Genomic DNA, 25,575 nt, shown 5'->3' on the forward strand with positions numbered 1-25,575 from the left:
AGAAGACGATGACTTATCAATTATTGAAAGGGAGCGAGCGCGGAAATATCGCTGATGCAACGTACCGCGAACGCTATAATGTTAATGAAAACATCAGAGTCATGCTGGTGCTGCGTTTTACTATGCCATATGACGAATATTACACCGAACTGCACGATAGTATTGATCCGCAATTTGGTGGGATCAACGCTAACAGGCCGCTGTCGAGAGCCAGCTATGCCAGAAAGTTCAGCGCGGACGAGACGGATATAGAACATGTTCGTGCGTTTGCACGCCATTACCGGTTATCTATCGAACGTGAACATCCTGCTAGCCGTACCGTCTTTTTGACAGGAACCGTGGGACAGATGGAGCAAGCGTTCCGGGTGAGCTTAGCCCAGTATGACCACAAGCATGGAACATTTCGCGGGAGAGCAGGAGGCGTTTATCTTCCGGAATATCTACAGGACGTAGTGATTGCCGTACTCGGCCTTGATGATCGTCTGGCAACGCATTGCTGCCTGCATGTGAAGGACGCGTTTTCTACTGTAGCAAAGCGTCCGTCAGGTTACACGCCGCTAGAGCTGGCGGAGCATTATCATTTCCCGGAACATGACGGTGCAGGGCAGTGTATCGGCATTATTGAACTGGGGGGCGGATATCACTTACCACAGTTGGAGCACTATTTTAAACGCATGGGCGTCAACCCACCGCAGATTGTCGATATTTGTGTCGGTGGTGCGGTGAATGCTCCTACATCGTCAGATGGCGACAAAGAGGTGAACTCCATTGATATTGAAGTACAGATGGATATCGAAATTGCGGGTACGCTGGCCCCAGCCGCTAAAATTGTGGTGTATTTTGCCCCAAACACCGATGCGGGGTTTTTAGAAGCGATCAATGCCGCAATCCATGATGAGAGAAATGCACCGTCGGTGATTTCGATTAGCTGGGGTGGCAGCGAGTCGGAATGGACGGCGCAATCGCTACAGATATACAACCAGGCCTTTCAGACGGCGGCGGCGTTAGGTATTACGGTGTGCGTAGCCTCTGGCGATCAGGGCTCGAGTGATGGTGAACCGCATGGGGAGCACGTCGATTTCCCGGCCTCCAGCCCCTATGTTTTAGCCTGTGGTGGCACGCGATTGCAAAAAATGCAGGAGGAAATCGTTTGGCACAGCCGAGATGGTAGTGCGACGGGCGGTGGTGTTAGTCAGCACTTCGCGTTACCCAGTTGGCAGTTAAGGCTGTCTCTGGTAGATAAATATGGCGGCCAGCACGCCCTACAATACCGTGGTGTTCCCGATGTCAGCGGCAATGCCGATCCTGAAACGGGCTATTTGGTTGAAGTCAACGGACAGGAAGGTGTCGTTGGCGGCACCAGCGCGGTTGCGCCGCTGTGGGCCGGTTTACTCGCACGTCTGCTCGCGTTGACCGAGTCGGCATCGCTGTTTATTCCTCCGTTACTTTACCGCAACCATAATAGCTGCAAGGATATAGTGCGGGGAGATAATGGGGTATTTGTCGCGTCTGAAGGGTGGGATGCCTGTACCGGGCTGGGGTCGCCAGATGGTATTAAGTTGCTGAGATTGTTGAAGAAACTCGTCAAACTCACTGGTGCGCAGGACATTGACGATGAGCGGTGATGTTCATCACAGATTGCCCGACCTTGGTTTGAGTCTACCGCCGTTAGCGGATATAACCCGATAAGAAGGACATGATCGGGCTAAGGCTCGAGCGAAACCTGATACGACACATGTTGTGTAAACATGCTCGTATCAGGTTTTTTACCTGAATCCATCTCGGTCGCGCACCGCCCATAACATCAGTGATGTTTTGCTGACATTATCAGCGTTTGATTACGCATCTGAAATTCTTCGCTCTGCGTTTGTTAAATCGGGAAACGGTGAACCACGGTGATGATTCCATCTATCAGGGGATTACCGAACTGATGTCGCGAGCTTATGCCAGTGCGATGAAAGTGTATGACTATGTAGAAAAGCATTACAACTGCCAACTGACTACCGATGAAATCATGTTTCTGACCATTCACATTAACCGGTTACAGCCTTCCCCATCTTAATCGAGCAGGCCATCATGGCGCATACACCCGCGGCAATAATAGATAGGGAGCGACAGTCACGGGTAAGACCACCGCGTGTTAGCACTTGTGGTACCCTATTTCGCTTTTGCGACACCAGTTCGTTTCGTTATGTAACAAAATAAATTCAAAAATCGCTCACTGTTGCTGACATGCTTTCAGCCATAATATTCTTTTTTCTCGCTATTAGTTCGTGAACCGCATGGGGGGCGTTATGTCAGCCTCGCCGCCGATGTTTTTGACGGTAGATGTACGTCGCTCAGGGCTACGCTTTTCCCAGCGAGTCTATATTCCACGCATTGTCGGTACGATACTCTGCTCTCTCTTTATTTCCTCGGTACTGATTACCCGGCCGATCCCGACGCTATTGTGGGTACTGCTCTTCCTTAACACCTTTATCTGGCCTCACATTGCCTACACACTGTCCCGACGGTCCCGCGACCCGATGCGGTGCGAAAAACGTAATCTATTGTTCGATGTGGCATTTGGTGGCATCTGGATCGGGTTTATGGGCGTGAATCTTCTGCCCAGCGCCCTGATTGTGGCGATGGTGGGGATGAACGGCACGGCTGGCGGTGGGATAAAGCTGTTTGTTCAGGGCATCGTATTACAGTGTGTCGCCTGTGTGCTGGTGTTTGTGCTGTTTGCCGTGCCGGTTTCGCTGGAGACGACGCCGATACAGCTTTATGCCTGTCTACCTATGTTGCTGGTCTACCCGATTTCTCTGGGCTATGTGACCTACACTACCGCGTTGAAGCTGGCGGAACACAAACGTATGCTGATGGAAGTCAGCATTCATGATGGTATGACTAACCTCTATAACCGTCACCATTGGGAACACCTGCTGAAACATGAGTATGACATTTGTCAGCGTTATAAGCGGACGGCGACGTTGATTCTGTTCGATATCGATCATTTTAAAGCTTTTAATGATAACTATGGGCATAACGTCGGCGATCAGGCGATATTGCTGCTGGCACGTGAACTCACGTCCGGTTTTCGGGAAACGGATGTGATTGGGCGATTCGGTGGAGATGAGTTTGCTGTTATTTTACCGCAAACCCGCGCGGGGGATGCGCTGGATGCGGTGAATCGTATTAGAGAAAGCCTATCGTTGAAGTTCCTCAATCAGACACCTCAGTTGGCAGTCTTTGTCAGTGTTGGCATTGCGGAAATGTCGCCGGATATGGGGCAGTACATTGACTGGTTAAAAACGGCGGATATGGCGCTCTACCGAGCAAAAAATAAAGGTCGCCGCCGAACCGAAGTGGCTTGAGTCGTCAAGATAAGCGTGTGGTATGTGGTCATTGCCTGTTTGAAAATGGCCGCATGTTGGCCCAGGAGACGAACGAATCGCGCTTAGGCAGAACAAAACGGGAATTGGCTTCTTTCTTACAGCGCGCCTCTTGTCAGTTTTTCTCTACTCATTCATGGTGCAGCGGCATGACGATCTCAATGCTCTCCGGCTTAATAAAACCCTGTGCGATGACGTGAGGCATAAAATAAGTATCCTTACTTATTATTAAATGGTTTCGTTTAGCCGCGCTGCTGTTTTTCACTCTGTTCCGTGCCGTTTCCCTGCCGGTAGGCTAGCGATACCATCAGCGACTGCACCAGACATAGCGTGGCGGACTGTGATCGGAACGCATCAACCTGCGCCTCCTTCACCACAAAGCAAACGTCGCTGAGCGTTGCCAGCGGGCTGATCTGACTGTCGGTAATCACGATTTGCCGTGCGCCGGCTTTTGCCGCCATCTCGCTAACCATCACCGTTTCCTGTGAATAGGGTGAGAAACTGATGGATACCACCACATCGCGTGAGTTAACGCGGCTGAGCTGCTCGCGAAACATCCCCCCCAGACCGTTGATCAGAATCGGGCTGCTTTCCAGATGGCTGAGCGCATAGGTAAGGTAAGTGGCGACGCTAAACGAGCGACGTAGCCCCACGATGTAGATCGTGTCTGCCTGAGCCAGCAGATCGACGGCTTTTTGCAGATCGTCTGGCGGGGTGCGTGCCGCTAACTGCTGCATTGCCTGCGCGTTTGAGCGGGCAAACTCATGCAGAATATCCAGCGGTGTTTCTGGCACGGCGTCGGCTTCCATCGCCCGAAACAGCCGCGCCCGGTCGGTATAGCTGGCGGTTTCCTCCACCAGATTCATGCGGAACAGCTGTTTCATTTCGTTGAAGCCGCTGAAATCAAAGGCGTTGGCGAAGCGAATCAACGTTGAGGGGGGAACATCTGCGCGTTCGGCAATCACCGCGACGGTATCAAACGCGATGCTGTTGGTATTATCCAACACATAATGCGCCACCTGCTGTAGCCGCTTGCTGAGCGAATCATAACGCTCGCGGATCTGTTCCTGTAACTCTCTCAGGCTGGTTGCCATGGGCATATCGGGTTATCTCCCAAAGTCTCATATCACAATTCTGCTCGGCCTCCGTCATGCTTTTCATGACTGCACCTGAAACGGAACAGAAAATTCATTTCTGTAGACAGCTGTTTTATCTGTACGACATTTCTGACGGCACATCGGTTAGGAATACGGTTATTTTCAGAGGCTGCTCGCCTGTCTTTATGGGCAACTGTATTCAAGTTTACATAAAAATTCGCAGCGGATCACAATAATCAACATTTATTTTATTTTTACATTAAATGGAATGTTTATTTCATATACTGTAATTCGATATCAGCCGTTTGTCTCCTCAAAAACCACAAAGGTGTAAACATGGAAACCGTATCTAGCTTCATTCAGGGGGCGATTGTCTCCAGCCGCAGCCAGCGCTACGCCGCAGTGTATAACCCGGCGACGGGCGAGCAGATTCGCCAGGTTGTGATGTCTGATAAGGCGGAAGTCGAGCAGGCCATTGCCAGTGCGGCGGCGGCATTCCCTGCGTGGTCAAAGCATTCTCCGTTACGCCGCGCGCGCGTGCTATTTCGCTTTAAGGCGCTGCTGGAAGCGCGCATGGATACGCTGGCTCGGCTGATTTCACAAGAGCATGGCAAAGTGTATTCCGATGCCGTGGGAGAGGTGACACGCGGGCTGGAAGTTGTTGAGTTTGCCTGTGGTATTCCACATCTGCAAAAAGGAGAGCATTCGGCGAATGTCGGCACGGGTGTGGATAGTCACTCGCTCATGCAGCCGCTCGGCGTGTGCGTCGGAATTACGCCGTTTAACTTCCCGGCGATGGTGCCGATGTGGATGTTCCCGATTGCGCTGGCGACCGGCAATACCTTTGTGCTTAAACCGTCGGAAAAAGATCCGTCACTGTCGCTGTTGTTAGCGCAATTGCTGAAAGAAGCGGGTCTGCCAGATGGTGTGTTTAATGTGGTTCAGGGGGATAAAGAAGCGGTGGATGTGCTGTTGACCGATCCACGCGTGCAGGCGGTGAGCTTTGTGGGGTCGACACCAGTAGCGGAATATATCTATCAGACCGCATCGGCGCACGGCAAACGCTGTCAGGCGTTGGGTGGGGCGAAAAATCACTGCATTTTGATGCCGGATGCCGATATGGACATGGCTGCCAGCGCGATTATGGGCGCGGCATTTGGTGCGGCGGGCGAGCGCTGTATGGCGCTGTCGGTAGTGGTGGCCGTGGGTGATGACACAGCAGAAGCACTGCACCAGCGCCTGAGTGCGCAGATAAAAGCAATGCGCGTCGGACCGGGTCTGGTAGACGGACAGGAAAATGAAATGGGACCAGTGATCAGCGCACCGCACCGGGCGAAGATTGCTGACTATATTCAAAGTGGTGTCGATCAAGGGGCGACGCTGCGTATTGATGGCCGCACGTTGTCTGTACAGGGGCATCCACAAGGCTACTTTATCGGGCCGACACTGTTCGATAACGTCACGCCGGAGATGAAAATCTATCAGGAAGAAATTTTTGGCCCAGTGCTGTCCGTGGTGCGCGTACCGGATTACCAGACGGCGGTGACGCTGATTAACAACCATGAATACGGCAACGGCACGGCTATTTTTACCCGTGATGGTGAAACGGCGCGTCAGTTCTGCGAAGAGGTGCAAGCGGGCATGGTCGGCGTGAACGTACCGATTCCCGTACCGATGGCGTTCCACTGCTTTGGCGGCTGGAAGCGCTCTATTTTTGGGCCGCTCAACGTCCACGGCAGCGACGGTGTGCGCTTCTACACCCGCATGAAAACCGTCACCAGCCGCTGGCCTGCCAGCGTCCGTTTGGAACAGCACACCAGCAGCTTCGTCATGCCCACGCTGGAGTGAGGATGCGTGTCACGTTAGTAACGATAACAAGAACCAGAAATGTGTTGCATCAAGAATGTGTAGTTTTAGGGGGAACACGGGATGAGGTTCCCGCAGGGACGCCTCGCCCCCGTGGTATACCCGTGTATCTCGATATTGCATCAGGGATCAGTAATTTAATCCTCCCTTACGTGAAGGAGTAGATCAATGGATACGTGTCGCATCACCATGGCGCAAGCGCTGGTCAGGTTTCTCAACCAGCAATACCTCAGCGTAGACGGTGAAGAGTCCCCCTTTGTGCAGGGCGTCATGACCATTTTTGGTCACGGCAATGTGCTGGGCATCGGCCAGGCGCTGGAGCAGGAGGCGAATCGTCTCACCGTGCATCAGGGGTGCAACGAACAGGGAATGGCGCAGATCGCCGTTGGATTTGCTAAACAGCACAAGCGGCGGAAAATCTATGCGGTAACCTCATCCGTAGGGCCGGGTGCGGCGAATATGGTGACGGCGGCGGCGACCGCCACCGCTAACCGTATTCCGGTGCTGCTGCTGCCCGGCGATCTCTTTGCCTGCCGCCAGCCGGATCCGGTGTTGCAGCAGGTCGAGCAGTATCACGATCTGTCGATCAGCACCAATGACTGCTTCAAACCCGTTTCCCGCTATTGGGATCGCATTAATCGCCCTGAACAGCTGATGAGTGCGCTGATTAACGCCATGCGCGTGCTGACCGATCCGGCCGATACCGGCGCGGTGACGCTATGTTTATCGCAGGATGTGCAGGCGGAAGTCTGGGATTATCCGGCATCGTTTTTCCGCAAGCGCGTCCATCACCTCGAACGACGCCCGCCGGATGCGGCACGACTGGATGAGGCGGCAGCGCTGATTGTGAAAAAACATCGTCCGATGCTGATTTGTGGCGGCGGTGTCCGTTATTCCGGCGCACATGACGCGCTGGCGCAGTTTGCCGAGCAATTTGCGATTCCGTTTGGCGAAACGCAGGCAGGTAAAGGCGCGATTGTTTCCTCACATCCGCTGAACTGTGGCGGCATTGGCGTGACGGGCGGGCTGGCAGCGAATCGACTGGCGCACGAGGCAGATCTGATTATCGGCGTTGGGACGCGTTTAACCGACTTTACCACTGGTTCTAAATCGCTGTTTCAGAACCCGAATGTCGAATTTTTACTGCTCAACGTTGCCGAGTTCGATGCGTTAAAACTGGATGCGCAACCCCTGATCGCCGATGCGCGTGTCGGACTGGAAGCGCTGACCGAACGCCTGACGGCGGCATCATATCGTAGCGACTGGCAGCAGGCCGTCGAACAGGCTCGTGCGGAATGGGAACGCGAGCTACAGCGGCTGTTTACCGTGCAGGATAACGGTGAATGGGTGCCAGAAGTGGTGGATGGTCTGGAAGACAAATTGGATGATTACCGCAAGATGCTGAATACCCATCTGACGCAAACGCGTGTGTTGGGCATACTGAATGAGAAACTGGAAGATAACGCGATTGTGGTGGGGGCGGCAGGGTCGTTGCCGGGCGATTTACAGCGCGTGTGGCAGGTGAAAACACCGGACAGCTATCATCTGGAATATGGCTATTCCTGTATGGGATACGAGATTGCGGCGGCGATTGGCGCACGCCTTGCGGCACCGCAGCAGCCTGTCTACGCGATGGTCGGCGACGGATCTTATTTGATGCTGCATACCGAACTACAAACGGCGGTACAGGAAGGCATCAAAATCACCGTGCTACTGTTCGATAACGCAGGCTTTGGTTGTATTAACAACCTGCAAATGAGTCAGGGAATGGGCAGCTTCTGTACGGAAAATCGCTACCGCGATGCGGAGTCGGGGCAACTGCGCGGCGCACTTATTCCGGTGGATTTCGCCAAGAATGCGGAAAGCTACGGCTGTAAAGCGTGGCGGGTGCATGATGAAGCTTCGCTCAGGCAGGCGCTGGCGGAATCACGCCTGCACTCTGGACCGGTGCTGCTCGATATCAAGGTACTGCCGAAGACCATGACGCACGGCTACGAATCCTGGTGGCGCACTGGCACAGCGCAGGTTGCCGACAACCCGGAGATCGAGGCTGCTGCCAATAGCGTGAAAGCCGCGCTCTCTCGTGCCCGCCAGTATTAAGGCCGGGACGTTGGGTTAAAACAGTTTTTGATGTGATTATCTATAAAAGCCCCTGTTCGGATCAGGGGCGATATGATTATGATTTTACGAATGGTTTCTTAGCTCGTCTGTTTAATGCATTGAGTTGGGGGCGAGAATGCATTAACGCTATCCGTTTACTATTTTCTGAAGCATAGGTTTCTATGACCATAGCACCAACAGTGAGATCATTTTGCGAAGATTTTTTAGCATTCAGAATATTAGCCATATCATTCATGGAAAGCTGTGCTGCTCTCTCAGTAATAGTTTTCGCCTCATTGCTTGCATCAGGACCAAAAATATCCATCAGTGAGCGCTCAGGGCTAGCGGCGTTTCTTTCGAATGACATAATAACTCCTTAAATCTGGTTGTTTATTATACGCCAATGTGGGCTAAATCATCAATGCTGTTGTATGAACAGGGATGAGAGGCGGCCCAGGTTGATTGAGTCACGTTATACTTTGTCTCAACGCTGAAATTGCCAGAAGAGGGTGGGGATTCATAGCGGTGGTAAATATTGAGGGTGAACTTGCTGTCGTAAGTCTTCAGCATGTTTACAACCACTTCGCGGCTTTTAATGAAATTCCGTTTCAAAATCTCAAGCGGCACAGTGCGTTTTCGTTCTTGCGCATACCTCCAGGCTTTCTCTGGGGCAAAATAGACATAATTGAGAATGATGCTGTAGTTAGCGTTTAGCGCTCTGTCGAAGTTGCTTTCAGCGATGCTAAGGCTTGAGAAAGTAGAGTCCATAATTATCTGATACCCATCAGACAAGGCTCGTTTGTAGATATAGTCAACCATTTCTGATGCTGCTTTCTGGAAATGTACCGAATTCTCCTCATTGTAGTAAGGGAACCACCATCTGAAATCATCAGCATCAATACGTACAAAATTGCTTAAATTATGCTGTTCAATGAGACGATTGAGAAGCTCCGTTTTTCCTGCTGCCGGTGAACCCGCCATGAAAAGAACCGCTTTACTCTCAGTAGGCGTCTTCTCTGTAGTGAGGTGTTCATAAAGAACCTCTTTAATTGCTTTCCCAACCTTGCGTGATAGCGGGGTTAGTAACTCACCATCCATGCACTATCTCCTTAAATATCATTTATCCAAAAGCAGAATTCACTATCAGAGAATATCACTCTTATTCTGTCATGACTCTTACGTTGATGAGGAAAACGGTCTCTGAATCTGCATAAAATGTGAAGAAGAAAGCTTGTGCAGATGAAGTTTGCGATCTTTCGTGCTGCCTAATCCTCCCCCCATACTCTCGAATCGAACTGAAACATCCATTTCATTTTTAAACCGCAGTTTCATTTTCTCTCCTATTGCGTTCCTGCGCTGCTTTGATCCCCTGATAGTTATGTATATCGCCACAAACGTTCTCACACGATGTGTGATTGGGGTTGCAGAAAACCGCGAAGATGTCATGAAAATGTTAACTGGCACGCAAAAACATAATTTTCAATTTATACAAAATTGAAATAAATGTTTTATTTTATCTATCAAGATTTGCGATAAAAAGCGGGTGATGGGGGGAGGAATGCGACTAGCCGTTATCCGTCACTTTTTCAGTCTGGCATTACATGCCACTCAGGCAGCAAGGGAGCATCTATGTTTAACATCGCTTTACTGGGCGCGGGCCGCATCGGTCAAGTCCATGCCGTGAACATCGCAGCACACAAAGAAACCAACCTGTACGCGGTGGTTGATCCCAATCCAACCAATGCCACGGCGCTGGCCGAACGTTACCATACCAAAGTAAAAACGGTTGATGAGGTCATGAACGATCCGGCGGTGCATGCCGTCCTGATTGCTTCCGCGACTGACACGCACGCTGACCTGATTGAGCTGGCTGCCAAACACGGCAAGGCCATTTTCTGTGAAAAGCCGGTACATCTGGATATTGCTCGCGTTCGCGATTGCCTGACCGTCGTCAAACAGCAGAACGTGCCATTGTTTGTCGGCTTCAATCGCCGCTACGACCCGCAATTCCGTCGTGTCAAAACCCTGGCGGGTGAAGGCAATATCGGCAAGCCGGAATCTCTCCTGATTATCTCCCGCGATCCGTCGCCACCGCCTGCTGAGTATGTCCGCGTTTCCGGCGGTATGTTCCGCGACATGACGATCCATGATTTCGATATGGCACGTTTCATTATGGGTGAAGAGCCCGTGTCGGTCTTTGCACAAGGCAGTAATTTGGTCGATCCGGCGATTGGTGAAGCGGGCGACATCGATACCGCGTTTATCGTGCTGAAATTTGCTTCTGGCGCGATGGCGACCATCGTCAACAGCCGCCGCTCCGGCTACGGCTACGATCAGCGTCTCGAATTGCATGGCGCGAAGGGCGTGCTCAGCGCGGGCAACATCCGCGAAAACGTGGTCGAGCAGTGGACCGACGACGGCTGTCTGGTGGCGAAACCCGAATACTTCTTCCTGCAACGCTATCACGCCGCCTACGCGGCAGAGTGGCAGCACTTTGTCGATGTGCTGAATGGCCTCACGAAGCCGGAATGCTCCGGTCTGGACGGTGAGCGTGCGCTGAATCTGGCGGATAAAGCCTTTGAATCCCTGGCTCAAGGCAAGGAGGTCGCCGTGTAATCGTATCGGCATCGGCACATCGCGTTTTACCTGCTTTCAACCCTACACCCATACTCATAACAGAAGCAGAGAAAAGACATATGAAAAAGATCATCAGCGTTTCCGCAATCGCCATCGCACTGGGTCTGTCTGGTTTTGCTCAGGCTCAAAATGAACAAATCGTTTTCAGTACGCCGAATCTCGCCATGCCGTTTGAAGTTCATATGCAGCGCACTGCCGTTAAAGCCGCCAAAGAACTGGGGGTGAACTTGCAGGTGCTGGATGGGCAGGGTAGCTCGCCTAAGCAGGCCGCCGATTTAGAGAATGCCATCACGCGTGGGGCACAGGGCTTTGTTGTGTCACCGAATGACGTCAACGCGGTGTCCAGCGCGGTGACCGATATTCAGGATGCCAAGCTACCGGTGGTGACGCTGGATCGTTCGGTAAAAACGGAAAAAGCGGTGCCGCACTTTGGGGCTAATAACTACAAAGGCGGTCAGGCGATTGCCGACTATGTCAAAACCAAGTTCCCGAATGGTGCAGAGATCATTCTGCTGACGGGGCAGCCAGGCTCGTCTTCCAACATCGAACGCACGCAGGGGATTCGCGACAGCCTGAAAGCGGGCGGTAGCAAGTACCACATTGTTGCTGACCAGACAGGGAACTGGATGCGTTCCGAAGGGATGCGCATCGTTGAAAGTGTGTTTCCTTCGCTGCCTAAACGCCCGCAGGTGATCCTCTCTGCGAATGACGACATGGCGCTGGGTGCGATTGAAGCGTTACAGGGTCAGGGGCTGAAACCTGGCGACGTGATGGTAACGGGCTTTGATGCCGTGCCGGAAGCGCTAGCGCGTGTACGTGACGGTTGGCTGGCGGTTACCGCCGATCAGCGTCCGGGCTATGCGGTGACCACGGCGTTAACGCAATTAACCAATAACATCCGCAGTAAAGCGCCTATCACTGGGGCTGACTACCAACCGACCATGATTACCCAAGATAACCTGAACGATGCCGAGCGCATTGGCGAAGCGGGTAAATAAACCGTTTTCCACGCCATTGTTAAATCATAAAAGGTATTCAGCAGGCCGCCTCCGCGCGGCCTTGCAAGAGGAAGGTACGCATGACGGAACCCCTACTTAACATCACCAATCTGGCAAAGAGCTTCTCTGGCGTCTGGGCGCTAAGTCATGCGCAACTGACCGTACAGCCGGGAGAAATACATGCGCTATTGGGAGAAAACGGCGCGGGTAAATCGACGCTGTTAAAGGCGCTGGCTGGGGCGCAGCCGCAGACCAGCGGTGATATCTGGTTTGGCGGCGAGACGCTGTTACCGCTCGAATCGCCCGTTGAACGCCAAAAGCGGGGGATTATCACCATTTATCAGGAATTTAATTTGCTGCCGAACATGAGCGTGGCGGAGAACATGTTCCTGGGACGCGAGCCGCAGCGTAGCAGCGTATTTGTGGACGCGCTGGCGGTGAATCGTGAGGCGAAAGCGGTACTGGATTATCTGAAATTGAACATTGCGCCGACGACACAGGTCGCGCGTTTGAGCGTGGCGCAGCAGCAGATGGTGGAAATCGCCAGAGCGCTGACGCTGAACGCCAAGCTGATTGTGATGGACGAACCGTCGGCGGCGCTGAGCGACAGTGAAGTTGACAGCCTGCACCGCGTGGTGCGCGAGTTGAAAGGGCGCGGCGTGAGCGTGGTGTATGTCACGCACCGGCTGCACGAAGTCTTCCAACTGTGCGATCGGTTTACCGTATTTCAGGACGGCCGCTACACCGGTTCTGGGGACGTCGCCAGCACCAATGTGCAGGAGATTATTCGCCTGATGGTCGGCCGTGACGTGGTGTTTAACCGCCGTCCGCCTGCGGAAACGCATCATCAGGATAAGTCGGTACGGCTGGCGGTGAAGGGCTTAAGCCGGGAAAAACCGCCGCTGGATGCGCACGGCATTGCGCTAAAGGACATCAGTTTTCAGGTACATGCGGGGGAAGTGCTCGGTATCGCAGGGCTGGTGGGGGCGGGGCGTACGGAAATTGCGCGCTGCCTGTTCGGTGCAGACGCGTTCTCTACCGGTGAATTTGTGTTGGATGACGAACCCTATTACCCCTCTACGCCACTGCATGCGCTGTCGCAAGGCATCGCGCTGGTGCCGGAAGATCGTAAGAAAGAAGGCGCAGTGTTGGGGCTGTCGATCAGGGAAAACATCTCGCTTTCCAACCTCTCGTCGCTGATGCGTTGGCGCTGGTTTGTCGACACCCGTAAAGAAGACGATTTGATTGACGCCTACCGCCAGGCGCTGCACATCAAGATGGTGAACAGCGAGCAGGAGGTGCGCAAGCTGTCGGGGGGGAATCAGCAAAAGGTGATTCTTGCCCGCTGCATGGCGCTGAACCCCAAAGTATTGATCGTGGATGAGCCCACGCGCGGCATCGATGTCGGCACCAAGTCAGAAGTCCATCAGGTGCTGTTCGATATGGCGAAACGGGGCGTCGCCGTGATTGTGATTTCCTCCGACCTGCCGGAGATCATGGCGATTTCCGACCGTATTATCACGCTCAGTGAAGGGCGGATCAGCGGGGAAATTCATGGCGATGACGCCACAGAAGAAAAACTGATGACGATGATGGCCATTTGCCACGACGCATTACACGCAGCATAACGGAGGTGACGCATGTCCCAGCAGCCGCTTTCTAAGAGTATTACGCCGTCCAATTCACGTGGACGTTTTGATCCCATTGCCTTTTTTGAACGCTTTGGCGTGTTTATTTTCATGATTTTGCTGCTGATTTTCTTTCAGTCGCAGAACAGCAACTTCCTGTCCGAACGCAACATCACCAACATCCTGACCGAAGTCTCCATCTACGGGATCATGGCCGTAGGGATGACGTTTGTCATTTTGACTGCCGGGATCGACCTGTCCGTCGGCTCGATTCTGGCGGTGTGTGCCATCACCGCCGCCTCGGTGATTAAAGGCGACAACTTCACCACCGTCGATCCTGATGCCTGGTACGGCTTGAGCTGGTTGGTTGCATTGGGCGTCTGTCTGGCGATGGGCACCTTCATTGGTTTCCTGCATGGCTTGGGGGTGACCAAACTGCGTCTGCCGCCGTTCATCGTCACGTTGGGTGGGATGACCATCTGGCGTGGGTTAACGCTGGTGATGAACGACGGTGCGCCAATTGCTGGTTTTGACCCCGGCTATCGCTGGTGGGGACGGGGAGAGATTCTCGGTATTTCGGTGCCGATCTGGATCTTCGCACTGGTCGCCTTGATGGGGTATCTGGCGCTGCATAAAACCCGCTGGGGTCGCTTTGTATACGCCATCGGCGGCAACACCGAAGCCGCGCGTCTGGCTGGGGTGAATGTGCAACGCGTACTGGTCAGCGTCTACGTCGTGATTGGCTGTCTGGCAGGTCTGGCGGGCTTTATTCTCAGCGCCCGTCTCGGTAGCGCAGAAGCCGTCGCGGGGATCACTTTCGAGCTGCGCGTGATCGCCTCGGTAGTGATTGGCGGCACCTCGCTGATGGGCGGCTATGGCCGGATCAGCGGCACCATTATTGGTTCGATCATCATGGGCATTCTGATTAACGGGCTGGTGTTGATGAACGTATCGGCTTACTACCAGCAGATTATCACCGGGTTAATTATCGTGCTGGCCGTGGCGTTCGACACCTATGCCAAGAGCCGTCGCGGCGCTATCTAAGCCGCGCTCATACCGACTATTTTTCTCACCGAGGTGGATATGAAGGATGTACGCATTGGGTTAATCGGCACGGGCTATATCGGTCGTGCGCATGCTATCGCCTACGCACAGGCACCGACGGTCTTCCCGCTGAAAGGCAATCTGGTGAAAGCCATGCTGGCGGAAGTGTCGCCGGAACTGGCGGCTAAACGGGCGCAGGAATTTGGCTTTCAGCGCTCAACGGGGGACTGGCATGAACTGGTGGCGGACCCAGACATTGACGTGGTGGATATCTGCGCGCCGAATTTTCTGCATAAAACGATGGCGATGGCCGCCATTCAGCATGGCAAGCATGTTTACTCGGAAAAACCGCTGGCGCTGAACGCGCGTGATGCCCGAGAAATGGTCGATGCTGCGCAGCGGGCAGGGGTGAAAACGCTGGTGGGGTTCAACTACATGAAGAACCCGACCTCACAGTTGGCTAAAGAGATTATTGCCAGCGGCGAGATTGGCGAGGTGGTGCACTTTTACGGCACACACAATGAGGACTATTTGGCCGATCCGAACAAACCCGCAGATTGGCACTGCTTCAAAGAAACGGCTGGGCTGGGGGCGTTGGACGATCTGGCGGCGCACATCGTCAACATGGCGCAGTATCTGGTAGGCGATATCGCCAGCGTCTGCGGCGATCTGCAAACGGTGATTACGCAGCGTCCAACGGCTCCGGGCAGCAGCGAGGTTGTACTGGTTGAGAATGAAGATCAGGCGCATGCCATGGTGCGGTTTGTCAGCGGCGCACGCGGCGTGATTGAAACCTCACGCATCGCCTGCGGCCGCAAAATGGGCCTGACCTACGTGGTGACGGGCACCAAAGGCACGCTGAGTTTCACGCAGGAACGCATGGCGGAGCTGAAGCTCTATCGGCATGACGAACCGGAACATCGGCAGGGATTTAAAACGCTACTGACCGGACCACAGCATCCTGATTATGCGGCCTTCTGCGCCAGTGCCGGACACGGTATTGGATTCAACGATCAGAAAACGGTAGAGGTGCGCGATCTGATTGACGGTATTGCGGCTGACGTCCCCATGTGGCCGGATTTCGAAGAGGGCTGGAAAGTCTCGCGAGTTCTGGATGCGATCGTGCAGTCACACGAAACGGCGCGTTGGGTGAATGTGGACGAGGTGGGCTAATACGCCAGCTGACGTGATTTCTTCTTTTTTACAGGATTGGCCGCTATGAGTAAGGAAAAGACGTTTGATGTGATTTGCATGGGGCGCGTTGCTGTCGATCTTTACGGGCAGCAAATCGGCGCGCGTCTGGAAGATATGGGCAGTTTTGCCAAGTATCTGGGTGGGTCGTCCGGCAACGTGGCTTACGGCACGGCACGACAAGGGCTACGTTCTTCTATGCTGGCGCGGGTGGGCGACGAGCATATGGGGCGCTTCCTGCGTGAAGAGCTGAATCAGGTCGGCTGCGATACCAACCATTTGATTACCGATAAGGAACGTCTGACGGCGCTGGTGCTGTTGGGCATCAAAGATCGCGATACCTTTCCGCTGATTTTCTACCGCGATAACTGCGCTGATATGGCGATCTCGCCGGAGGATTTCACCGAAGATTATATTGCATCGTCCCGCTGTCTGGCGATTACCGGCACGCATCTGTCTCATCCCAATACCCGTGAAGCGGTACTGACGGCGCTGCAATACGCACGACGCAACGGCGTGAAAACGGCGCTGGATATTGACTACCGTCCGGTGCTGTGGGGGCTGACGTCGCTGGGCGATGGCGAAACCCGTTTTGTTGAAGCGCAGGCGGTGACAGAACAGTTGCAGCAGGTGCTGTCGCTGTTTGATGTGATTGTCGGCACCGAGGAGGAATTCCACATTGCGGGTGGGAGCACGGATACTTTGCAGGCGCTGCGCAGGGTGCGCCAGCACACGCAGGCGGAGCTGGTGTGCAAACGCGGGGCGCTGGGCTGCTCGGTGTTTAGCGACGCGATTCCCGATCATCTGGATAAAGGCATCACGATCAAAGGCGTGCGCGTAGATGTGCTGAACGTGCTGGGGGCGGGCGATGCGTTTATGTCCGGCCTGCTGCGTGGCTATCTCAACGGTGAAGGCTGGGAGAAAGCCTGTGCGTATGCCAATGCTTGCGGCGCGTTGGTGGTGTCACGCCACGGCTGTGCCCCAGCGATGCCAAGCAAGATCGAACTGGATAACTATTTAGCACGGGCGGCGAGCGTGCCGCGTCCCGATCTGGACGACGAGCTTAACCATCTACACCGCGTGACGACGCGGCGTAAACAGTGGCATGAACTGTGCGTGATCGCGTTCGATCACCGTAGCCAACTGGAAGACATGGCGCTGAACTGCGGCACCGAAATCAGCCGTATTCCCGCGCTGAAGAAACTGATTCTGCGCGCCAGCTATGAGGCGGCGCAGCAGGCGGGGCTGGAGGGGAAAGCCGGCCTGCTGTGCGATGGTACGTTCGGGCAGGATGCGCTGAATGACATCACCGGAAAAGGCTGGTGGATTGGCCGACCGATTGAGCTGCCGGGGTCGCGCCCGTTAACCATGGAGCGCGGTAATATCGGTTCACAGTTAGTGAGCTGGCCACTTGAGCACGTGGTGAAATGTCTGGTGTTCTTCCATCCAGAAGATGCCCATGCACTGCGACGCGAGCAGGAAATGAAGGTGATCGAGGTCTATCAGGCCTGCTGTCAATCCGGTCATGAACTGCTGCTCGAAGTCATTCTACCCGCAGGCATGCCGCACAGCGATGCGCTTTATCTGCGCGCGATTCAACGTTTCTACAACCTCGGCGTGCGGCCAGACTGGTGGAAATTACCACCGCTGTCCACCGCAGGCTGGGAACAACTCACGCCGCTGCTGGCACAGCGCGATCCCTACTGTCGAGGTGTGGTCATTCTGGGGCTGGATGCGCCGCTGGAAACCCTGCAACAAGGCTTTAGCGCTGCCGTGGGTTTCCCGATTGTCAAAGGCTTTGCCGTCGGCCGCACCCTGTTTGCCCAGCCTGCGCAAAAGTGGCTGCGTAACGAGATCGATGACGCCGAATTGATTGAGCAAGTTAAACATAACTACCTGCAACTGATCGCCGTGTGGCGTCAGCGCGGTTAACCCATTTCTATATGATCGAATAAAGGGAAATAACATGACTATTCAACTTGGTATTAATCCACTCACCTGGACAAATGACGATCTGCCCTCTCTGGGCGCGGACACGCCGCTGGAAACCTGCCTGAGTGAAGGGCGTCAGGCGGGTTTTGCCGGTTTTGAATTAGGTAATAAATTCCCGCGTCAGGCCAGCGTGCTGGGGCCGATCCTGCAAGCGCACGATCTGCGCTTAGTCTCCGGTTGGTATTCCGGCGAACTGCTCACTCGCTCAGTAGAAGAAGAGATTGAGGCGGTGCAGGGGCATCTGGCGCTGTTGCGCGACCTTGGCGCGACGGTGCTGGTGTTTGCCGAAGTGACTGGCGCGATTCACGGCGACCAACAGAAACCCGTTCATCTGCGCCCGCGTTTCCCCGAAGAGCGCTGGCCGGAATATGGCAAAAAGCTAACCGAGTTTGCACGTTATACGCAAAGCCAAGGTGTGCAGATTGCCTATCATCACCATATGGGCACGGTGATTGAAAGTGCGCAGGACGTGGATAATTTGATGGAACATACCGGGCCGGAAGTCGGGCTGCTGCTGGATACCGGACACTTTACGTTCGCAGGTGCCGATCCGGTGGCGGTGGCGAAGCGCTGGATTAGCCGGATCAATCACGTTCACTGCAAAGATATTCGCCCTGATGTGCTGAAAGACGTGAAAAACCGCAAGACCAGTTTTCTGGACGCGGTGCTGAGCGGTGTCTTTACCGTGCCGGGCGATGGCTGTGTCGATTATCCAGCAGTGTTCAGTATCCTGAAAGCCCATAACTACAGCGGCTGGCTGGTTGTGGAAGCGGAACAGGATCCGGCTGTCGCGCATCCGCTGACGTACGCGACGCTAGGCTACAATAACTTGCAACGTTTCGCCCAGCAGGCGGAATTGATCTGATTCGTGGTGATACAGGAGGCTAAAAGATGTCCCGACTCTTATCACGTCATCGTGCCCCTGACGAACAAGGGCGTACGCAGCACATCACACCGGAAACGGCGGGTTGGCGCTACGTGGGGTTCGATGTGTATCAACTGGCACCGGAGCAGGTGCTATCGCTGCCCGCCAGCGATAGCGAACGCTGTCTGGTGCTGATCAGCGGCAAAGCAACGGTGGTCACGCCAGGTGATCGCTTCGAGCAGATTGGCGACAGGATGAGCCCGTTTGAGCGCAGGAAACCCTATGCAGTTTATGTCACGTCTGGCGAGACGATTACGGTGACGGCACACACGGCACTGGAACTGGCGGTGTGCGCCGCACCGGGATTCGGCACGCATCCGACCCGGCTGATCGCGCCGCAGGATATTGACGCCGAGCAGCGTGGCGTCGGCAACAACCAGCGCTATGTGCATAATATTTTGCCGGAGGACAAAGCGGCAGACAGCCTGTTGGTGGTCGAAGTGTACACCGATGAAGGCTGCACCAGTTCTTATCCTAGCCACAAGCATGATGTCGATAACCCGCCGCAGGAAACCTATCTGGAAGAAACCTACTATCATCGTTTGAATCCAGAACAGGGATTCTGCCTGCAACGCGTCTATACCGATGACCGTTCATTAGATGAATGTATGGCGGTCTACGATAGGGACGTGGTGCAGGTGCCGCGCGGCTATCACCCGGTCGCCACTCTTGCAGGCTATGACAGCTACTATCTGAATGTGATGGCAGGCCCGACGCGCCAGTGGCGTTTCACCTGGGAAGCGGATCATCAGTGGATCAACAGTCCTGAGTATGCGGATAAGCATAGGCAAGGACAGAAATAATCGTCTTGCCGTAAGGTGATAGTGAACGTATCTGGCATAGCGCCTCTCTGTTTTGCGGGGCCTATGCCAGTTTTACGTTTGGTCAGTGCATTTTCTCATTTAAACCTACCGTTTCTATTGGGCTACTCGTTATATTGCCTCGCAAGCATCATAAGGAATGACGGTAAGGGAATTCATGGATGACATAAAAATCTCTGCGTTAGCGGAGGCTGTTGCTGAGGCGATAAAGGATATTGTTTATAACGCGATAACCGCTGGCCTGATGAAATCGGTGACCCCAGCCGTATTTTTTACGGCAGGTTCTCCCGGTGCTGGCAAGTCTGAGTTGATTCGCCAAAGGCTCCGCGTTTTTTCTAATATTCTGGTGATAGATGCTGATGAATTTCGTCGGCTATTGCCTTACTACGAAGAAACCAATGCGCCACTCTTTCAGCGTGCAGCATCGAATCTTGTTGAATATGTTTACATGAAAGCAGCAGCCGAAGGCTTAGACATCATCATGGATTCAAATTTTGCGAGTTTTAAAAACGCTGAGTTTAATCTCTCTTTGGCTTTAGAACGTGGCTATTTAACGGCTATTGATTATGTCTATTTGGATCCTGCTCTCGCTTGGGCGTATGCCAGACAGCGAAAGCGTAAGGTACCATTGAGTGTACTAAAGAATAACTTCATGAAGTGTCGCTCGACGATCAAGAAGGTATTGAAAGATGAACGATTTACCGGAAGAGTACAGGTTACGGTGTATTATCGTGAAAAAGACTTTACGCAACCCAATAAATTTAACGTCACTCGTATCAGAAATATTAAAACAGAGACAGAATTTTTGAACTCGCATCGCTGTCCCTACACTAAACTTGCCCACCTTAATGTCATCGCTGTATAATAAATACCCAGATTTAAGGAGCGATTATGTCATCAAAATCCGAAGCCATACGGGAGAGAAATGCGTTTTCTCTTGCTGAACTCTATGGTGAAGACATTTCCCCTGATGCGGCGAATGCTGACCTGTTAGCGTTTGAGCGTTCTATGGATGATATGCTTCCTGTTTTACTTGCCTCTGACGTAGAGAAAACAGGTTTATCCGTTGAGCCTCTGAGAAAAAAATTTGCAGTGGCAGCGGCTAAAACTGATGAGATTGTTTTGGTGGAACATGCTGTTTTAGTTGAAAATTCAGGGGTGTGCAGGGATAGTGTGCCAAAGCGTCAGCGGAATAAACCGGTATTCTCTTCCAAATTCAAAAGTAAATAATAAATCGGCTTCTGATGTGAAGCCGATTTCAATTCATCGAACCGCATTGTCATTCTATTTCTAAGTTACTTTACTTCTAGCGTCGTTCCCGCCATTCCAACGTGCCTGCTTTCAAATAACCGATATGGCTGGCCATCAACTCGGCTTCCTGCTCGCTGTGCGTGACTAAGAGTGCGGTTTGTCCGGCGTTGCGCAGGATGTCACGCACTTCCTGTCCTAGTCGTTTGCGGCTGTCGGGGTCGAGACTGGGTAGCGGTTCGTCGAGCAGCAGGACGGCGGGCTGAGGGGCTAGCGCCCGCGCGAGTGCAATTCGTTGCTGTTGCCCGCCAGACATCTCATGCGGATAGCGCTGTGCTAGCGAGACGAGATCGACCAGCTCAAGCATGGCACGGACGCACGACTGCTGGAGATCTTTCGGCTGTTTTCTCAGGCCAAAAGCAATGTTCTGCGCGGCGGTCAGATGGGGAAACAGAGCGTAGTCCTGGAACACCATCCCGACATTGCGCTGCTCCGGTGGTAGGTGCATGTCAGGGCCTGCCACGCAGCGTTCTCCGACGTGAATCGTTCCCTGAGTCAGGTGTTCGAAACCCGCAAGCTTCGTCATCAGAAAGCGTGACGTTAAAGCGCGCCGACACATAATCTTTTGCCTGTACCCCGATGGCGTACTCTTTTTGGTAGTAGCGTTTCACTTCCCAACTGAGCTTATTGATGAAGTGGTTGCCCGTTTTGCTACGTTCAACCGCAAAATAGAGATGTTCAGCCAGCGTAAAGAACAGCACTGAATTCAGTTTTTCAGCGTATTGGCTTTGCGCCAGCGTGACGATCTCATGAGTAATGTCAAAAAAAGCCGCAGGGATTGTGTCGGTCAAAGAAAGGAAATGCCGTGATTTCAGGTTTTCCAGCGGAATGAAAACCTGCTCAACGTGCGTCACATCAATCAATGAACCGGGTCTGGCTCCAAATCCAATGCCTTTACCCAACAAGATCATCTCCTGCTGTTCATGGTCGACTAACAGCATGCTGTTGTTTAAGGCTTTTTTCACTTTAATCACGCGGGATTCCTCGTCACTCTCGTTCCCTGTCATTACATACCCCACCTGCGGCTGACCCCGCCCGTCAGGTGAGATCGCTGCCGTTGGTGGCGATGACTTTCTGATACCAGTAGAACGAATCCTTTCTCAGCCGTGCCAGAGAACCGTTGCCTTCGTCATCCTGATCGACATAGATAAAGCCATAGCGTTTGGACATCTGTGAGGTGCCCGCACTGATGATGTCAATGGCTCCCCAACTGGTGAACCCCATCAGTTCAACGCCTTCACTAATTGCTTCACGCATTTGCTCGAAATGTGAACGGAAGTAGTCAATGCGGTAAGGATCGTGGATTTTGCCGTTTTCGACAACGTCTTTCGCACCGAGGCCATTCTCGACAATAAACAGCGGCTTTTGGTAGCGATCGTAAAGTTCCAGTAGGGAAATTTTCAGCCCGATCGGGTCGATCTGCCATCCCCAATCCGAGGCTGGCAGGTACGGATTTTTCACGCCCAGAACGGTATTGCCCGGAATTCTCTCGGCGTCCGGCTGCGTGGATTCAGTAAGCGACATGTAGTAGCTGAACGACACAAAATCCACGGTGTGTTGCTTGAGAATGGTTAGATCGTCGGGTTGCATGGTGAGGTGAATGCCACGTCGCTCAAGGTCGCGCTTAATGAGCGGCGGATAGTCGCCGAACACCTGCACATCGGCATAAAAGTAGTTTTCGAGATTCTTTTTCAGCGCGGCTTCGACATCTTCCGGGCGGCAGGAATGCGGATAGGTCGTCAGCTTGGTCAACATGCAACCGACCTGACTGCCGGGGATTTTTTCATGGCAATCGCGGGTGACGATAGCCGATGCAACAAACTGGTGATGTAATCCCTGATAAACATCCTGTTTAGCCTGTCCCGGTGCGCTTTTTTCTTCGCGAATACCCGCGGTGGTGAAGGGGTGGCGATGGATGCTGTCGATCTCGTTAAAGGTCAGCCAGTAGCGCACAAGATCCTTATAGCGATCGAAGCAGACATTGCTAAAGCGCACGAAGGCATCCAGCACGTTGCGGTGTACCCAGCCGTTGTATTTCTCACTCAGCGCCAGCGGCATTTCATAGTGTGAAAGCGTCACCAGTGGTTCGATGCCATTCTTGCGCATCTCGCGGAACAAATCGTCGTAAAACTGTAAACCCGCCTCATTCGGTGCGCTGTCTTCTCCGGTTGGGAAAATACGTGACCATGCGATGGAAACACGCAGCACCTTGAAGCCCATTTCGGCAAACAGCGCCAGATCGCCTTGGTAGCGGTGGTAAAAATCGATGCCACGCCGTTTAGGATAGAACGCGTCATTTTTTCCGTTGAACGCATCAGCGATATTTTCGTCCGTCAGCGCCATGTGGGCATGGTAATTTTTCAGATCAAGATTCGGCTTCCAGGTAATGGCATCCGCGACCGACGGCCCCTTGCCGTCTTCATTCCATGCGCCTTCGGCCTGATTCGCGGCAATTGCGCCGCCCCATAAAAAGTGTTCCGGGAATGCGATGTTTTTATCCATTACACAGACTCCTTTAAGGTCATGATGATGGTGTGGGGATAGATGACGACGTCAGTGGCTTCCGGTATCACGTGAAAGCGCTCGCTGTTGGTGATAACCATCATGACAACGGGATCGTAACCCGCAGCGATGAGGCTATCGAGGTCAAATTCAACGAGGACATCGCCGGTATTAACCTGTTGACCGGCCGTGACTTTCGGCTGAAAGCCCTGACCATTGAGTTTGATGGTATCAATGCCGATATGGAAAATTAGCTCGGCACCGCTGTCGGTGAGCATGCTGACGGCATGACCGGTTTCAAACACGTTCTCAATGGTGCCGTTCGCCGGAGCGTAGAGCACACCTTTCTCTGGGATGATGGCGATACCGTCACCCATAATGCGTTTGGAGAAAATCTCGTCATTCACATTTTCCAGTGGAATCACTTTACCTTCAATCGGGCTGACAAACTGGCATTCGGTAACGGTGTGATGCTCGTCTTCTAGGGGCGCGGGTTTCTCTTCTCGCCAGAGGAACAGCGCAGAGAGAAAGGCGATGACAAAAGAGAGCACGGCACCGGCGATGGCGTAAACGATATTCCAGCTATTCTCTGGTGAGACAAACATGGAAATGCTCGCCAGACCAGGGCCAACCAGCGCAAAGGCTTCAATTGCCATCCAGCCAATAAACGCGCCACCGACCAGGCTACCTGCCAGCACGCTGTAGAGCGCTTTTTTATTCAGTAGCGTAATCCCGTATAGCGCAGGTTCGGTTATGCCGAACAGGGCAGAAATACCGGCTGAAAGCGCCGTCGATTTTAATGTTTTGTCTTTGCTCTTGAGCGCAATCGCCATACAGGCACCCGATTCGGCAATGTTATGCGCAAGTGACGCAGGTAGATAGAGCATCTCCTTACCAAACTGGCTCATAGAGGAAACGGCATAGGGCAGCATCGGTTTATGCATCCCCGATGCCACCATGAAGGGCAGCGCAGCGGCGAGCAACCCCGTTGCTACAAAACCGAGCTTGCTGTACAGCCAGAGAATCACGCTAGCCAGACCCGCACCGAGTTCATAACCGAGCGGACCAAGAACCAGCAGCGTGACGGGAACCGTCACCAACAGCGACAGCATTGGTGACAGGAAGATACGCAGCGCGCTCGGCTAGTAGCGGTTGAAGAGTTTTTCGGTTTGCGCATAGAAAATGACACACAGAATCGCTGGGAAAACCTGTGAGGCGTAAGCAATGTTTTTCAGGTCGAAAGAGAGAAATCCCGCGCCTTCCGCCAGTTGTTTAGACATGGCAGGCAGCACCATGACGGAGACGGCGGAAACGGCGACCAGCACATTCACTTTCAGCTTCATCGCGGTGGTGATCCCCACCAGAATCGGCAGAAAATAGAGCGGGGCGGAACCGATGTTATCCAGCACTTTGTAGGTTGAACTGTCTTTGGTAAGCCAGCCGAGCAGATCCAGCAGCAGTAACAGCGATTTGAGCACGCCGCCGCCAGCAATAGCAGGCACCAGCGGCTGAAAAACGCTGATGATAAAATCGATAACAAAAGCCGTGCGGTTGGTTTTTGCTGGCGCGGCGCGGCCTGTTTCCTTCCGGCCTGCCGCGAGGTTCTGCACCGCTTCGTACACCTGCATCACTTCGCTGCCGATAATCACCTGACACTGCACGTTAACCCGAACGCCCAACACGCCCGGTACCTTTTCCAGCTCGCGCTGGTTTACCTGACTATTGTCATAAAGGCTCAACCGTAGCCGCGTAGAGCAGTGTTCAATGTGCTCAATGTTGTCAATTCCACCGACTAACGTGATGATTTTCTCCGCAGTGGTGGCATAGGTTGTCGCGTTATTATCTGTTGCAGCGTGGCTCATACGACGATTCCCCTGATCCAGAAACGAAAAAAGACCTGAAGCTCCTCCCATGATGCGGAGTGGGAGAGCTTCAGGTCTTGCCTAGAAAACTAGTTACACGCCTGTGCTGTTGTTGTAAGTCCTCGTGCGCGAGAAAGTCAAACGGATCGTGCAGCCCTGATAGGTAAGTGTGATGGCAATAGCAGAATGGAGGGATTAGCCTGATGAGCATGCTCAGGTATCTTTGGTTG

The 25,575-nt window shown here is 53.3% G+C and carries 18 protein-coding genes and 4 pseudogenes; 15 read left to right on the forward strand and 7 right to left on the reverse strand.

All coding sequences use genetic code 11. The features are described from left to right. The first annotated feature begins 8 nt into the window (after nucleotides 1–8). From AACH44_RS06595 to adrA, 3 genes and pseudogenes are all read left to right on the forward strand, one after another. Nucleotides 9–1,625, forward strand: a complete 1,617-nt coding sequence (locus AACH44_RS06595; RefSeq protein ID WP_261849903.1) for a S53 family peptidase — start codon at nucleotides 9–11, stop codon at nucleotides 1,623–1,625. A 197-nt stretch (nucleotides 1,626–1,822) separates the two neighbouring features. Continuing rightward, nucleotides 1,823–2,062: pseudogene (locus AACH44_RS06600) on the forward strand (PRD domain-containing protein); the annotation flags it as partial. Between the two features lie 232 nt (nucleotides 2,063–2,294). Next, nucleotides 2,295–3,356 (forward strand): diguanylate cyclase AdrA, encoded by a 1,062-nt coding sequence (gene adrA / locus AACH44_RS06605; protein ID WP_261849904.1) that lies wholly within the window; start codon nucleotides 2,295–2,297, stop codon nucleotides 3,354–3,356. A gap of 260 nt (nucleotides 3,357–3,616) precedes the next feature. On the opposite strand, the gene AACH44_RS06610 is transcribed toward adrA, so the two are convergent. Beyond that, nucleotides 3,617–4,474, reverse strand: coding sequence for a MurR/RpiR family transcriptional regulator (locus tag AACH44_RS06610; protein ID WP_261849905.1), 858 nt, complete (start codon nucleotides 4,472–4,474; stop codon nucleotides 3,617–3,619). Nucleotides 4,475–4,807: 333 nt separating this feature from the next. Between AACH44_RS06610 and AACH44_RS06615 the strand changes: the two genes are divergently transcribed. Next, nucleotides 4,808–6,319, forward strand: coding sequence for a CoA-acylating methylmalonate-semialdehyde dehydrogenase (locus tag AACH44_RS06615; RefSeq protein WP_261849906.1), 1,512 nt, complete (start codon nucleotides 4,808–4,810; stop codon nucleotides 6,317–6,319). A gap of 186 nt (nucleotides 6,320–6,505) precedes the next feature. Continuing rightward, nucleotides 6,506–8,437 (forward strand): 3D-(3,5/4)-trihydroxycyclohexane-1,2-dione acylhydrolase (decyclizing), encoded by a 1,932-nt coding sequence (iolD, locus tag AACH44_RS06620; RefSeq protein WP_261849907.1) that lies wholly within the window; start codon nucleotides 6,506–6,508, stop codon nucleotides 8,435–8,437. Between the two features lie 76 nt (nucleotides 8,438–8,513). On the opposite strand, the gene AACH44_RS06625 is transcribed toward iolD, so the two are convergent. Beyond that, nucleotides 8,514–8,804, reverse strand: coding sequence for a hypothetical protein (locus AACH44_RS06625; protein ID WP_261849908.1), 291 nt, complete (start codon nucleotides 8,802–8,804; stop codon nucleotides 8,514–8,516). Between the two features lie 26 nt (nucleotides 8,805–8,830). Further along, a complete protein-coding gene (locus tag AACH44_RS06630; protein ID WP_261849909.1) occupies nucleotides 8,831–9,535 on the reverse strand; it encodes a zeta toxin family protein in 705 nt (234 codons plus the stop codon). A gap of 531 nt (nucleotides 9,536–10,066) precedes the next feature. Here AACH44_RS06630 and iolG point away from each other — a divergent pair. The 10 genes from iolG (at nucleotide 10,067) to AACH44_RS06680 (ending at nucleotide 20,903) form a co-directional block, all read left to right on the forward strand. After that, nucleotides 10,067–11,053, forward strand: coding sequence for an inositol 2-dehydrogenase (gene iolG / locus AACH44_RS06635; protein WP_261849910.1), 987 nt, complete (start codon nucleotides 10,067–10,069; stop codon nucleotides 11,051–11,053). Between the two features lie 80 nt (nucleotides 11,054–11,133). Beyond that, entirely contained in the window at nucleotides 11,134–12,072 is a 939-nt protein-coding gene (locus tag AACH44_RS06640; protein ID WP_261849911.1) for a substrate-binding domain-containing protein, read from the forward strand. An 80-nt stretch (nucleotides 12,073–12,152) separates the two neighbouring features. After that, nucleotides 12,153–13,700, forward strand: a complete 1,548-nt coding sequence (locus AACH44_RS06645; protein WP_261849912.1) for a sugar ABC transporter ATP-binding protein — start codon at nucleotides 12,153–12,155, stop codon at nucleotides 13,698–13,700. 12 nt (nucleotides 13,701–13,712) lie between these two features. Next, nucleotides 13,713–14,744 (forward strand): ABC transporter permease, encoded by a 1,032-nt coding sequence (locus AACH44_RS06650; RefSeq protein ID WP_261849913.1) that lies wholly within the window; start codon nucleotides 13,713–13,715, stop codon nucleotides 14,742–14,744. A 39-nt stretch (nucleotides 14,745–14,783) separates the two neighbouring features. Beyond that, complete coding sequence (locus AACH44_RS06655; RefSeq protein ID WP_261849914.1) at nucleotides 14,784–15,917, forward strand: Gfo/Idh/MocA family protein; 1,134 nt, start codon at nucleotides 14,784–14,786, stop codon at nucleotides 15,915–15,917. 45 nt (nucleotides 15,918–15,962) lie between these two features. After that, nucleotides 15,963–17,867, forward strand: coding sequence for a bifunctional 5-dehydro-2-deoxygluconokinase/5-dehydro-2-deoxyphosphogluconate aldolase (locus AACH44_RS06660; protein WP_261849915.1), 1,905 nt, complete (start codon nucleotides 15,963–15,965; stop codon nucleotides 17,865–17,867). Between the two features lie 34 nt (nucleotides 17,868–17,901). Continuing rightward, the gene (gene iolE, locus AACH44_RS06665; RefSeq protein WP_261849916.1) at nucleotides 17,902–18,792 is read left to right on the forward strand and encodes a myo-inosose-2 dehydratase; all 891 of its coding nucleotides are present in this window, start codon (nucleotides 17,902–17,904) and stop codon (nucleotides 18,790–18,792) included. A gap of 26 nt (nucleotides 18,793–18,818) precedes the next feature. Next, nucleotides 18,819–19,655 (forward strand): 5-deoxy-glucuronate isomerase, encoded by an 837-nt coding sequence (gene iolB, locus AACH44_RS06670; RefSeq protein WP_261849917.1) that lies wholly within the window; start codon nucleotides 18,819–18,821, stop codon nucleotides 19,653–19,655. A 175-nt stretch (nucleotides 19,656–19,830) separates the two neighbouring features. Next, complete coding sequence (locus AACH44_RS06675) at nucleotides 19,831–20,538, forward strand: zeta toxin family protein (RefSeq protein ID WP_052237876.1); 708 nt, start codon at nucleotides 19,831–19,833, stop codon at nucleotides 20,536–20,538. Nucleotides 20,539–20,564: 26 nt separating this feature from the next. Continuing rightward, nucleotides 20,565–20,903: a hypothetical protein gene (locus AACH44_RS06680; protein ID WP_261849918.1), complete on the forward strand. Its 339-nt coding sequence runs from the start codon at nucleotides 20,565–20,567 to the stop codon at nucleotides 20,901–20,903. Between the two features lie 76 nt (nucleotides 20,904–20,979). Here the strand turns inward: AACH44_RS06680 and AACH44_RS06685 are convergent. The 4 genes and pseudogenes from AACH44_RS06685 to AACH44_RS06700 all read right to left on the reverse strand — a co-directional run. Next, nucleotides 20,980–21,498 (reverse strand): annotated as a pseudogene (locus tag AACH44_RS06685) (ABC transporter ATP-binding protein); the annotation flags it as partial. Next, a pseudogene (locus AACH44_RS06690) lies at nucleotides 21,497–21,955 on the reverse strand (CAT RNA binding domain-containing protein); the annotation flags it as partial. The pseudogenes AACH44_RS06690 and AACH44_RS06685, both read right to left, overlap by 2 nt. A gap of 64 nt (nucleotides 21,956–22,019) precedes the next feature. Next, nucleotides 22,020–23,483 carry a glycoside hydrolase family 1 protein gene (locus tag AACH44_RS06695; RefSeq protein WP_261849919.1) on the reverse strand — a complete coding sequence of 488 codons (1,464 nt, stop codon included), beginning with the start codon at nucleotides 23,481–23,483 and terminating at the stop codon, nucleotides 22,020–22,022. Beyond that, a pseudogene (locus AACH44_RS06700) lies at nucleotides 23,483–25,345 on the reverse strand (beta-glucoside-specific PTS transporter subunit IIABC). The gene AACH44_RS06695 and the pseudogene AACH44_RS06700 overlap by 1 nt, the downstream one beginning before the upstream one ends. Nucleotides 25,346–25,575 lie beyond the last annotated feature (230 nt).

The sequence above is a fragment of the Pectobacterium araliae genome (assembly GCF_037076465.1).
In the GTDB taxonomy this organism is placed as follows: Bacteria; Pseudomonadota; Gammaproteobacteria; order Enterobacterales; family Enterobacteriaceae; genus Pectobacterium; species Pectobacterium araliae.